The 12,104-nt window shown below is 54.4% G+C and carries 11 protein-coding genes; 4 read left to right on the top strand and 7 right to left on the bottom strand.

Translation table 11 applies throughout. From position 1 onward, the window contains the following. Positions 1 to 78: 78 nt before the first annotated feature. The 4 genes from QOS01_RS05330 (at position 79) to QOS01_RS05345 (ending at position 4,119) form a co-directional block, all read left to right on the top strand. Positions 79 to 915 carry a homoserine O-acetyltransferase/O-succinyltransferase family protein gene (locus tag QOS01_RS05330; protein ID WP_283621420.1) on the top strand — a complete coding sequence of 279 codons (837 nt, stop codon included), beginning with the start codon at positions 79 to 81 and terminating at the stop codon, positions 913 to 915. Positions 916 to 931: 16 nt separating this feature from the next. Next, positions 932 to 2,215, top strand: a complete 1,284-nt coding sequence (locus tag QOS01_RS05335; RefSeq protein WP_283621421.1) for an O-acetylhomoserine aminocarboxypropyltransferase/cysteine synthase family protein — start codon at positions 932 to 934, stop codon at positions 2,213 to 2,215. A gap of 15 nt (positions 2,216 to 2,230) precedes the next feature. Next, positions 2,231 to 3,511 carry a homoserine dehydrogenase gene (locus QOS01_RS05340; protein WP_053003054.1) on the top strand — a complete coding sequence of 427 codons (1,281 nt, stop codon included), beginning with the start codon at positions 2,231 to 2,233 and terminating at the stop codon, positions 3,509 to 3,511. Between the two features lie 92 nt (positions 3,512 to 3,603). Beyond that, positions 3,604 to 4,119 carry a GNAT family N-acetyltransferase gene (locus tag QOS01_RS05345; RefSeq protein ID WP_053003055.1) on the top strand — a complete coding sequence of 172 codons (516 nt, stop codon included), beginning with the start codon at positions 3,604 to 3,606 and terminating at the stop codon, positions 4,117 to 4,119. Here QOS01_RS05345 and QOS01_RS05350 read toward each other — a convergent pair. From QOS01_RS05350 to alsS, 7 genes are all read right to left on the bottom strand, one after another. Continuing rightward, entirely contained in the window at positions 4,116 to 4,295 is a 180-nt protein-coding gene (locus QOS01_RS05350; protein WP_047768756.1) for a hypothetical protein, read from the bottom strand. The genes QOS01_RS05345 and QOS01_RS05350 overlap by 4 nt on opposite strands. Positions 4,296 to 4,481: 186 nt before the next feature. Then, on the bottom strand, positions 4,482 to 5,777 hold the full coding sequence (gene purB / locus QOS01_RS05355; RefSeq protein WP_283621422.1) for an adenylosuccinate lyase: 1,296 nt from the start codon (positions 5,775 to 5,777) through the stop codon (positions 4,482 to 4,484). Between the two features lie 66 nt (positions 5,778 to 5,843). Beyond that, the gene (gene purK, locus QOS01_RS05360) at positions 5,844 to 6,959 is read right to left on the bottom strand and encodes a 5-(carboxyamino)imidazole ribonucleotide synthase (RefSeq protein WP_283621446.1); all 1,116 of its coding nucleotides are present in this window, start codon (positions 6,957 to 6,959) and stop codon (positions 5,844 to 5,846) included. 1 nt (position 6,960) lies between these two features. Further along, positions 6,961 to 7,446 (bottom strand): 5-(carboxyamino)imidazole ribonucleotide mutase, encoded by a 486-nt coding sequence (gene purE / locus QOS01_RS05365; RefSeq protein ID WP_283621423.1) that lies wholly within the window; start codon positions 7,444 to 7,446, stop codon positions 6,961 to 6,963. Positions 7,447 to 7,608: 162 nt separating this feature from the next. Beyond that, positions 7,609 to 9,270, bottom strand: coding sequence for a formate--tetrahydrofolate ligase (locus tag QOS01_RS05370; RefSeq protein ID WP_283621424.1), 1,662 nt, complete (start codon positions 9,268 to 9,270; stop codon positions 7,609 to 7,611). Positions 9,271 to 9,565: 295 nt separating this feature from the next. Continuing rightward, positions 9,566 to 10,300 carry an acetolactate decarboxylase gene (gene budA, locus QOS01_RS05375; RefSeq protein ID WP_283621425.1) on the bottom strand — a complete coding sequence of 245 codons (735 nt, stop codon included), beginning with the start codon at positions 10,298 to 10,300 and terminating at the stop codon, positions 9,566 to 9,568. Continuing rightward, positions 10,300 to 11,979, bottom strand: a complete 1,680-nt coding sequence (gene alsS, locus QOS01_RS05380) for an acetolactate synthase AlsS (RefSeq protein ID WP_283621426.1) — start codon at positions 11,977 to 11,979, stop codon at positions 10,300 to 10,302. Before alsS ends, budA begins: the two co-directional genes overlap by 1 nt. Positions 11,980 to 12,104 lie beyond the last annotated feature (125 nt).

Consider the following 12,104-nt stretch of genomic DNA (forward strand, 5'->3'; position numbering starts at 1 on the left):
CGAAAAGCCTTCGTCCCGGATCCTAGCAATAGGTTCGGGGACGGAGGCTTTTTTATTTACAGAAAGGAGTTGGTCAAGATGACTGCCAATGCGTGTAACGGCTTAGCAATTAGCAAGGGGGTGTGGCACAACCGCCACTTAAAAGCCCCCCGGCAAATCGTGGTGCTTAACCTAATGCCCACCAAGTTAACAACCGAGTTGCAGTTTCTTAAACGCTTCGATGACCTTTCGCAAGACGTCGCTTTGACCTTCCTCTATCCGGCAACGCACCGCTTTAAGGGGACGCCCGTTACTGAGTTACGCGACCATTACTTCAACTTCCACCAGGTTTATGATCACCACTTTGATGGCCTAATCATCACCGGCGCGCCGGTTGAACAACTGCCGTTTGACCAGGTCGACTACTGGCGTGAATTTTGCCAGATCATCAGCTGGGCCAACCACCATGTTCGAGAGACTCTCACCGAGTGTTGGGCCGCCCAGGCAAGCCTGTTTGTCGACTTCACCGTCCCCAAGCGGCTGCTCAAGCAAAAGCTGTTCGGCATCTTTACCGCCAACCTTTCCCCGGTCCAGGACAGCGCCGGGGGCCTGATCAAGATGCCACAGTCACGGCACAGCGCAAGCGTCCTTGACCGCCACCACCTCCCCGGCGACCTACGCATCCTCGCCGATAGCAAGGAGGCCGGCCCAATGATCCTGCGGTCGCCACGTTTTCACCACACCTACATCACCGGTCACCCGGAATACGACAGCGACACCCTTGCTAAGGAATACTACCGGGATCAAAAAAAGCGGCGCAAGATCGCCGCACCGCAACACTACTTTATTAATGAGGCCGCGGGCCAGGTCAACTACGACTGGCAAACCGCTGCCCACACGATTTATCAAAACTGGTTAAACACAATTGCCAACTAGAAAGCAGGTTTTACATATGACAAAGGAAAATAACAACTACCACTTTGAAACCCTCCAAGTTCACGCCGGCCAAACCGTTGACGAAACGGGCGCCCGGGCGGTGCCAATCTATCAAACAACCTCCTACGTCTTCAAAGACGCCAAGGAAGCCGCCGACCGTTTTAGCCTCAAGGAACCCGGCAACATCTACACCCGCCTGACGAACCCCACAACGGACGTGGTTGACAAGCGGGTTGCGGCCTTGGAACACGGGACCGCGGGCGTAACCCTGGCTACCGGTTCAGCTGCCATCACGGCCGCCATCCTTAACATCGCCAGTCAGGGGGACGAAATTGTCGCGGCCAGCACCCTCTACGGTGGCACCTACGACCTGTTCGCCGTGACCCTCCCTAAGTTGGGAATCACCACCCACTTTGTTGACCCAGATGACCCCGCCAACTTTGCCAAGGAGATCAACGAGCATACCAAGGCCCTCTACGTTGAAAGCATCGGTAACCCACGGATCAACCTGGTCGACTTTGAGAAAATCACCAAGATCGCCCACGACCACGGGATTCTCTTCATCGTCGACAACACCTTTGGGACCCCCTACCTCGTTAAGCCCCTCGACCACGGAGCGGACGTCGTGGTTCACTCCGCCACCAAGTTCATCGGCGGCCACGGCACCACAATGGGTGGGGTAATCGTTGAAAACGGGAAGTTTGACTACCAGGCAAGTGGCCGCTATCCCGGATTCACCACCCCGAATGACCAGTATGACGGCATCGTCTTTGCGGACCTGAAGGGCGCGGCCTTTACCACCAAGGTGCGGGCGGAATCACTACGGGACCTTGGGGCCACGATCAGTCCCTTCAATTCCTTCCTCCTGTTACAGGGGCTGGAATCACTGTCACTCCGGGTTGAACGTCACGTCGCCAACACCAAGAAGATTGTTCACTTCTTAAACGACCACCCCAAGGTTGCCTGGATCAACTATCCCGAACTGCCGGACAGCCCCTACAAGCCACTGGCTGATAAGTACTTCCCGCACGGTGTTGGGTCGATTTTCACCCTCGGCCTTACGGGTGGCGAAGAGGCTGGTAAGCAACTAATCAGCAACCTCCACCTCTTCTCCCTGCTCGCCAACGTGGCCGATGCCAAGTCCTTAATCATCCACCCCGCATCAACAACCCACGCCCAATTAAACGCCGAACAGCTCAAGGCCGCGGGAGTGACCCCCGACCTTATTCGGGTTTCGATGGGAATTGAAAACGTCGATGACCTGCTCAATGACCTTGACCAGGCCCTCGCCAAGATTTAGAAAGGAAGATTTGCTATGGAAACAATCACAATCGGTCTGTTGGGCCTCGGAACCGTTGGTAAGGGGGTCGTCACCCTTTTGCAAACGCAGGCGGCTAAGATTGCCCGGACCCAAGATTTTCGCTTCAAGTTGAAGAGTGTTGCTGTCCATAACCTGGCACACCACCAGGGTGACCGTTTACCGGCTGGGACAATTTTGACTGATAAGGTCACTGACGTGGTCGATGACCCAGAAATCCATATTGTGGTTGAAGCCATGGGAACCATCGCGCCCGCCAAGGTGGCCATCTGCCAGGCAATTCTCAATGGCAAGTCAATCATCAGTGCCAACAAGGACCTCCTGGCCACGGCCGGGGAGGAAATTCTCCAACTGGCCAAGACTGCCAAGGTCGACTTCTTCTACGAGGCCAGTGTGGCCGGGGGAATTCCCATCCTCCGCGTCCTGTCCAGCTGCCTGGAGACCGACCAGATTACCCAAATTACGGGGATCATCAACGGGACCGCGAACTATGTTTTGACGGCCATGGACCGTAAAGGCCAGGACTACAAGACGGCACTGGCGGCCGCCCAGGAACTCGGCTATGCGGAAGCCGACCCCACCAATGACGTCCAGGGAATTGACGCCACCTACAAGCTGATCATCCTCAGCCGCTTCGCGTTTGGCCAGTCCTTGTCCCTCAAGGACGTGCCGGCCCAAGGAATTACCAACGTCTCGCCGGCCCAGCTAGCTAGCGCCAACCAGCTGGGACTAAAGGTCAAGCTGCTGGCGGTGGCCAAGGAGGAAAAGCACCAGCTCTTCTCATTCGTCGGCCCGGCCGCAATCCCTGCTGCCGAGCCACTGGCCCACGTCAACGGGGTCCAGAACGCGATCGCCGTGCAGAGTGATGCCTTGGGTGAGACCACCTATACCGGCCCGGGTGCTGGTGCCACCCCCACTGCCAACAGCATTCTCAGCGACCTTTTGGCAACCGGTGATGACATTGTGAAAGGCAACTGCGGAAGGGAGTTCAACAGCTACCGCAAGCCGGCCATCGCCAAGCCGCTCACGGCCGTTCCCCAGCGGTACCTGATTACCGTTGAGGGTACCGGCAACCTCCTTTCAATTGTCTCCAACATTCCGACCGTCTCCTGGCAGCAACAGGCCACTGGTCAGGATTACTGGAGCGGACTAACCCCGGTTATCGACCATGATGATCTTGAGCAACTATGTGCCTCTTTGCGACAGAGCGGCCGGCAGGTTGCCTTCCTCCCCATCGCTAACAGCTGGCAAACCGTTCCGGAAAAGGTTAGAGAATAAATAAAGCGTCACCTTCGCAATCAATAGATTGGGAAGATGACGCTTTTTAGTCTACAATGTGTTCATAAACCAACATGTGAGGGGAAATCACTTTGAAAGCAAAACCAACGATTAAGATTCGCCGGGCCCAGAAGGCCGACCAAGAAACAATTGTAGCGATTTTTAACGAAGCGGTCCAGGCAGGAATCGCAACTGATGAGAGTCAGGCCGTAACAGTGGCGGACCGGCAGGACTGGTTTGCCCAGTTTGACGACCGGCACCCACTATGGGTGGTGACCATTGACGGTCAGGTTTGTGGCTGGTGCGCCCTCGAGCCCTTCTACCCCAACCACGCCTATGCGGATTCGGCAGAGATTGCCATCTACATCCACAAGCAGGCGCGGCGAAAGGGGTTGGGCCGGGCCCTCCTTAACTTCGTCGACCAGCAAATCAAGGGGCACCTCCACTTCAAGACGGTGGTGGCCTACATTTACGAGCGCAACCAACCGAGTCAAAACCTCTTTACGAGTTGCAACTACGAGAGGTGGGGCCACCTGCCCAATATTTCAAAGGTTAACGGCGAATACCGGGAACTGAAGATCTTCGGCAAGAACTACCCGACCGCCTAAGACCGCCGTTTGAAGAGGCAGGCGATTAGAAAAATCACCCCGAATAGTTGGCAGCCGAAGTCCAACAGGCGGCCAACCGGGTCATGGTCAGACACCAGGTCAATTAGCGGGGCAAGGACCAGGGCGAGCCCGAACAGGAAGCTATTCGTCTTGTAAAATTGGTGGTTGAATTTCATATAAAACTCTCCTTTGAAGGAGATCGCAGGAAAGGGGCTGTGAATCTCCTATATAGTTGAAAATGCTACAGCGCAGTACACAAAGGGACTCTAGTGTTCGGTTTCTCCGAACGCTAGAGTCCTCTTTGTGCTTGCGGGGGTTCGAAAACGAACTAGCAAGCTAGTTCTGTCTCACTCCCTTTTTTACTAGTCCAAGCCAACCCGCTTGTAAATGTCATCGACGTGGCGGAGGTGCCAGTGGTAGTCAAAGGCGTCGTCCAGGTCTTCTTTAGTGAGTTGCTTTTGAATTGTTGGGTCCTTTTCCAACAGCGGGCGGAACGGGATCTGTTCTGCCCAGCACTTCGCGGTGTACGGCTGGATCAGGTCGTAAGCCGCTTCCCGGCTCATTCCACTGTTAACCAGCTTGAGGAGGACCCGACCACTGTAAATCAGGCCAAGGGTCTTATCCATATTCTTCTTCATCGTCTCCGGGAAGACGTCCAGGTTCTTCAGGATCCGGCCGAACCGGCGGAGCATGTAATCAAGAAGAGCAGTCGAATCGGGTAAAATCATCCGTTCTGCGCTGGAGTGGGAAATGTCCCGCTCGTGCCACAATGCGACGTCCTCATAGGCCGTTACAACATGCCCCCGGAGGACCCGGGCACAACCGCAGATGTTTTCAGAGCCAATTGGGTTCCGCTTGTGGGGCATGGCTGAGGAGCCCTTTTGTCCCTTGGCGAAGTGCTCTTCGACTTCATGGATTTCGGTCCGTTGGAGGGAACGAATTTCGGTTGCCATTTCCTCCATGCTGGTTCCAATCAAAGCAATCGTGGCGATGTATTCGGCGTGCAGGTCCCGTGGCAGAACTTGGGTTGAGATTTCCTGGGCACGGAGGCCGAGGCGGTCGCAAACGTACTTCTCAACGAAGGGGTCGATTTCTGCGAAGGTCCCCACCGCACCGGAGATCTTACCAGCTTCAACGCCCCGGGCGGCGTGTTCAAACCGTTCCTTGTTCCGCTTCATTTCGGAGTACCAGCGGGCGGCCTTCAAACCAAAGGTGGTTGGTTCAGCGTGTACCCCGTGGGTCCGGCCCATGCAGACGGTGTACTTGTACTTTTCAGCCATTTCCTTTAAGACGGCCATGAAGTCATCAATGTCCTTGCGGAGGATGTCGTTGGCCTTCTTCAGACGGAGACCCTGGGCGGTGTCAACGACGTCGGTGCTGGTCATCCCGTAGTGGACCCACTTCCGTTCTGGGCCAAGGGACTTGGAGACGTCACGGGTAAAGGCAATCACGTCATGGTGGGTCACAGCTTCAATTTCAGCGATCCCCTCGACACTAAACTTGGCGTTCTTCTTGATCTTTTCCACGTCTTCAGCCGGAATGTGCCCCAGCTTGCTCCAGGCCTCGTCAGCAGCAATTTCAACTTCTAGCCAGCATTGGTACTGAGTTTCTAAGCTCCAGATCTTCTTCATCTCTGGACTAGTATAACGGTCAATCATCGGTTAAAATCCTCTCTATGTTTATTCTGCAGTTATTATCGCACAGGTTGAGAAATCTCCCAAGCCCTATTCATCCCAAATGTGGGTATCTGCGATCTCCTTCAGGGTGGCCGCAAAGTCATCAGTTAAGATCGTCACGTGCCCCATCTTCCGGTTGTGGCGGACTTCCGCCTTGCCGTAGTCATGGAAGTGCCAGTTCGGCTTTTGGGGAATCTGTTCGCGAACCCCCTGCACATGCTGTCCCAAGACGTTGACCATAATTACCGGGTGCAGCAACTCAATCTTGGGGAGGGGCCAGTTGCAGACCGCCCGGTTGTGGATGGCAAATTGGGAGAAGTTGCAGGCCTCAATCGAGTAGTGGCCAGAATTATGCGGCCGCGGGGCCAGCTCATTGATGTAAATCTCCCCATCGTTTCCCACGAACATCTCGACGCCCAGGATCCCCCGGAGGTCAATCGCGTGGGCAATCTTAATGGCCATTTGCTGGGCCCGTTCCTGTAATTCAGGCGCGATGCGGGCGGGGACGATGCTGATGTGCAAAATCTCGTCGTGGTGAATATTCTCCGAAACGGGGAAGACGGTAACTGCACCGTCTTCGTTGCGACCAACCATGACGGAGCATTCCAACTTAAAGGGTACCCACCCTTCGAGAATGGCGTCTCTAGTGGAGAGAATCCCTGCACACTTGGTCAGGTCCTGATCACTGTGAAGGACCTCCTGGCCATGACCATCATAGCCGCCCTCGCAGGTCTTCAGCACGCAGGGGTAGCCAATCTCCGCCACCGCCTTTTCCAGGTCCTGTTGGTTCTTAACCGGCATGAACGGGGCGGTTTTAAGGCCCGCCTTGCGTAGGAAGGTCTTTTCCCGGATCCGGTTCTTGGTGGTGTACAGCAGGTGGGTGCCCTGGGGAACGTAAACCTTATCGGCCACGTCACGGAGGGCGTTAAGGTCAACGTTTTCGAACTCATAGGTGAGGACGTCCGACCGGCGGGCCAGTTCCTCAATTGCCTTAACGTCAGCGTATTCCGCCACTATCTGGTCATCGGCGACCTGGCCAGCCGGGCAGTGGGGCGTCGGGTCCAGGATAATGACCTTCATCCCCGTCTGCTTGGCGTCGAGGGCCATCATCTGACCGAGCTGACCCCCACCGATGATACCGATTGTTTGGCCCTGTTGAATCATCTTAGTCAAGGTGAGCACCGCTTTCCTTTGCTGCGTCGTGCATCTGCTTCCGGTATTCAACAATCTGATCCTGAATTGCCTGATCAGTGGTCCCCAAGATCTGCAGAGCTAACAGTGCTGCGTTTTTAGCGCCCGCAACCCCGATTGCTGTGGTGGCAACGGGAATTCCCGCTGGCATTTGGACGATTGACAGCAGCGAGTCCATCCCGCCAAGGGCCTTAGTTTGCCCGGGAATGCCGATCACCGGTAACGGAGTGTTAGCGGCAATCATCCCCGGAAGGTGGGCGGCACCACCGGCACAGGCGATGATTACCTTCGTCCCCTTCTTAACTGCCCCCTGGGCAAAGGCGAACATTTCGTTTGGCATCCGGTGGGCGGAAATGACGTTCTTATCATAGTCGACACCGAATTGGTCCAAAATCTTGCAAGCTTCTTTAACGGTTGGCCAGTCTGACTTACTGCCCATCACAACACTAATTTTGCTCATCATGTTACCTCCTTAAAAACTGCTTTAAGGATACCAAATCAACGGGCTCACTTCAATAGCATTTACGAACAAAATAGATATTTAATAATATAAAGTTCGTATAAATATTAGTAAATAAAAAGCGCCGAACTGGTTTTACCCAGCTGGGCGCAATTTCTTATCTTAGAACAAGCCAGTAATCTTACCGTCCTTATCAATGGTCATGTTAACGGCCGCTGGTACCTTGGACAGGCCCGGCATTGTCATCATGTTGCCGGATAGGGCGACAATGAAGCCGGCGCCGAGCTTGGGAACGAGGCTTCGGATGTGGAAGGTAAAGCCTTCTGGGGCCCCCAGCTGGCTCTTATCATCAGTAAAGGAGTACTGGGTCTTGGCGATGCAGACCGGCAGCTTGTCCCAGCCGAGTTCAGTAAACTGCTTCAGCTGACGCTTGGCAGCGCGACTAAATTCAACGTCCTTGGCGCCGTAAATCTTAGTCGCAATTGTCCGAATCTTTTCTTCCGGGGTCGCGTCCAAGCTGTACAACTCGTGGAAGTCACTCTGCTGGTCCGCCAACCGGACAACCTCTTGGGCTAGGCCCTGCGTTCCGGCACCGCCCTTAGCCCAGGCGTCCACCGGCACGACGTTGACCCCGAGTTCCTTACAGTTATCCTCGATCAGTTTGATCTCGGCTTTCGTATCCGTGACGAAGTGGTTAATGGCTACCACCAAGGGAACACCGTACCGCTGCATGTTCTTGATGTGGCGGTTCAGGTTGGCCATCCCCTTCTTCAATTCCGGAAGGTGCTCGTCTTTCAAATCAGCCAGGGCAGCACCACCGTTATATTCAAGGGCCCGAACCGTAGCGACGATTACCACCGCATCCGGGTTCTTACCCAGGACCCGGCGCTTGATGTCCATGAACTTCTCCGCTCCGAGGTCGGCACCGAAGCCAGACTCCGTAACGGTGTAGTCCGCCAACTGCAATGCCGTCTTGGTGGCCAGCACACTGTTACAGCCGTGGGCAATGTTAGCGAACGGGCCACCGTGAATAATCGTCGGGGTGTGGTCCAGTGTCTGGACAAGGTTAGGCTTAATGGCGTCTTTCAAAAGGATCGTAATGGCGTCCGCAAAGCCGAGTTCGGCCACCGTGACCGGCTTCTTGTCATAGGTGTAGCCGACAACGATCCGCCCAACTCGCTTCTTCAAGTCCATCAGGTCGGTCGACAGGCATAGGATCGCCATCAACTCAGAAGCAGCCGTGATGTCAAAGCCGGTTTGCCGGGGAACCCCCTGCATTAAGCCCCCCAGGCCGGTGACAACGTTTCGCAGGGCCCGGTCGTTAACGTCTTCAACCCGCTTCCAGATAATTCGACGGGGGTCCAGGCCCAGCTCGTTGCCACGCATAATGTAGTTATCAACCAGGGCCGCCAGGGTGTTATTCGCACTCGTTAGGGCGTGCAGGTCACCAGTAAAGTGAAGGTTGATGTCCTCCATCGGGACGACCTGACTGTAGCCCCCACCGGTGGCCCCACCTTTGATTCCAAAGACTGGTCCCATCGAAGGTTCCCGCATTGCAATGATGGTCTGGTGACCCAGCTGGTTTAAGGCATCCCCTAAACCAACGAGGACGGTTGACTTCCCCTCACCGGCTGGCGTGGGGTTGATTGACGTTACCAAGACTAGCTTGTGCTTTTTGTCCGGGTGCGCCGTGACGGGGAGGCTGATCTTCGCCTTGTACTTTCCGTACTGCTCAATATCATCCTCACCCAGGCCAATCTTTTCTGCGACCTCTTTAATCGGCTTCATTTCCGCTTGGTCTGCAATTTCGATATCCGTCATCATTGCAATCGTCCCCTTTCGTTATACACGAACTTTATTGTCACATCATAGTTGCTTGTTCGACTATAATGATAGAATACTGTATTTTCTGCTGTTCGTAAACCTCTTTTCACGAATAATCCATTAAATTAAGTTGAAAATCAACTAGCTATTCCAGCTTAGCGGTTATCTGTCCTTATGTCAAAGGGCTTCCACAAGAAAAGCGCGTTCCTGGCGTCTAATTACGAACAATTGCTGACCCGTTGCCGGCAATCGCCCCATATAGCCACACGGAGCGCGCTAATACCTTATTCTCGTTTTAATCGTTATTTCCTTCAGATTGGGCAATGCTATCCCGCAGGGTCCCCATGTCAACCTCGCCCTGGCGGAATGCCTGGTCGTTAATCGGCATGTGCTGCTGCAAGTTATCAAAGATCTGCAGGTCACCAGTCAACTGGTCCGCATTGAACTCCAAGAGGTGACCAGCAAACTGACGGTCATCACTGATGAAGTGGAGGTGCCAACCGGCCGCGGTAACACTGCCAAAGATTTCTGGGGCGTAGTAACCAATAATCGTCCCCGCAACGTTGTCATTGGTAAACGTTGGTTGGCCCTTGGCAACTTCCAGCAGGCTTGGGTATGGCTTCTCCTGCTTAGGTGCAATCCGCACCTTGACGTGGTTGAACTTTCCCTTTAACCGCAGTGCGGCAAAGACGTTCTTCAGCGCGTGCTTTTCAACAAAGTCGCCGTTTAATGCCGTGAAGTCAACATTAGACAGTTCAATCTTCTCCAGATCTTCTGGGGTGTGGACCGAGGCAAATGGCATCTTAGCTTGCCGGTCGGTCACGTGGTTAACGTGCCCATCAGATACCGCCTGGTAAACCTCACCACCGAGGATGATTACCTCACCATCGAGCCCGTTAAAGGTCCCAATTCCCGTCGAACCATGTTTTAACAGGTCGGCAACGGTGATCGTCCCGTCCATGTTACCAGCCATCAAAGAAGCTAACGTACCGTGTTCGTACAAAGTACTGATAAGATCATTTCCTTTCATTAACCTAATTGTGAATCAATCAAGTGGGCTGCTAAGTCCTTGTTGTTGCTGTAGTCGACTGGAACATCGACCACCACGGGGCCATCAATGTTGAAGGCCTTGTGCAGGGTCTTCTTCAGGTCGGCCGGTTTTTCAACCCGCAGGCCAGTAGCACCAAAGCTTTCGGCGAATTTAACAACGTCACACTTACCGAAGTTAACCCCGGCAGCCTCTGGGTACTTCATTTCTTCCTGGAACTTAACCATGTCGTAGTGACCACCATCGTCCCAGACAATCGTTACCAGGTTCAGGTGGTGCTGGACAGCCGTAGCCAATTCGACCCCGGAGAAGAGGAAGCCCCCGTCACCACAGACAGCAACGGCCTTGTGTTCTGGGTGGAGCATGGCGGCAACCATTGCCCATGGCAGGCCTACCCCGAGGGTCTGCATCCCGTTACTGATCAGCAAGTGGCGCGGTTGGTAACAACGGAAGTGCCGGGCCATCCAGATGTAGTGGGAACCAACGTCCAAGGAAACGATCATGTCGTCAGTCACATTTTCCTGAATGGCTTGGACAACCGCTAGCGGGTGACTGACCCCATGACTTTGGGGTGCCTCAATCTGCTTGTCCTTATCCAATTGTTGCTTGTAGGTGGCAAGTTGCTTCTTGGCCGCTGCCGGGTAGCTGTACCCCTTCAGCAGCTGGTCAAACTGCTTCAGGCTGGTGGCAATGTCACCGACCATCTGCATGATTGGAGTGTAGTGGTTGTCAATCTGGGCCGGTTGGGTATCCAGGTTGACAATCCGCAGTTGTCCTTCCTTGTTCCAGTTCCGTGGTTCGTATTCAATTGCGTCATAACCAACGGCGATTACCAGGTCACTTTGTTGGAGGAGCTGGTCACCAACCTGGTTGCGGAAGAGACCCACCCGGCCAAAGTAGGACTGTTCCTCTAGGTCACGGGAGACAACCCCCGCGGCCTGGAAGGTTTCAACAACGGGGAAGGAGTAGTCCCGGAGGAGCTGCCGTAAAGCAGCGGTGACCTCTTCGTTACCGCCCCGTTGGCCGACCAGGATGACGGGCATCTTGCTGTTCTTTACCAGGTCAACTAACTTTGCCAAGTTATCGGCATCGACGGGACCCATCTTCGGGGCCTCGTAGATTGGCAGGGGCTTTTCATTAACGACCGCATCGTCAACGTCTTGCGGCAGGCTGACAAAGGCCGCCCCCTTTGGTGAACCCTGGCTGGCCTCAAATGCGTTGGCCATCGTTTCGGAAATGTTGTCCGGGTCCTGGATTTCAGCACTGTACTGGGTGATTGGGGCCATAATTTCGGCAGACGGGGTGCTCTGGTGAGTTAAACGGTGGAGGTCCTTCCGTTGGACCTGACCACCGATGGCCAGGACCGGGTCCCCTTCTGCATTGGCCGTCATGATCCCGGTCGTCAGGTTACCAACCCCCGGACCGGAAGTACTGATGGCCACCCCGGTCTTACCAGTCAAGCGGGCATAGGCCTGGGCCATAAAGACCGCGTTTTGCTCGTGCCGGGTGACAATCAGCTTTGGTGCGTCCGTGCTTTCCTTGCCGTCAAGGCCTTCAAACAAGCGGTCAATCTTAGCACCCGGGATCCCGAATACCAGGTCAACACCGTGTTTGCGTAAGCTATCGATGATGACATCTGAACCATGTAATTGTTTTTCCATTTATATCCACCTCGTCTGTCCTTCAAGTTACGTTATAATTAAATTCTAATCTTTTCAGAAAACAAGCACAAGATTGATCACTGCTCACATTGGTGCCCCTTCACACTTTGCTCGCTGCCTTGTGA

Source organism: Limosilactobacillus avium (assembly GCF_947381485.1).
Lineage (GTDB): Bacteria > Bacillota > Bacilli > Lactobacillales > Lactobacillaceae > Limosilactobacillus > Limosilactobacillus avium.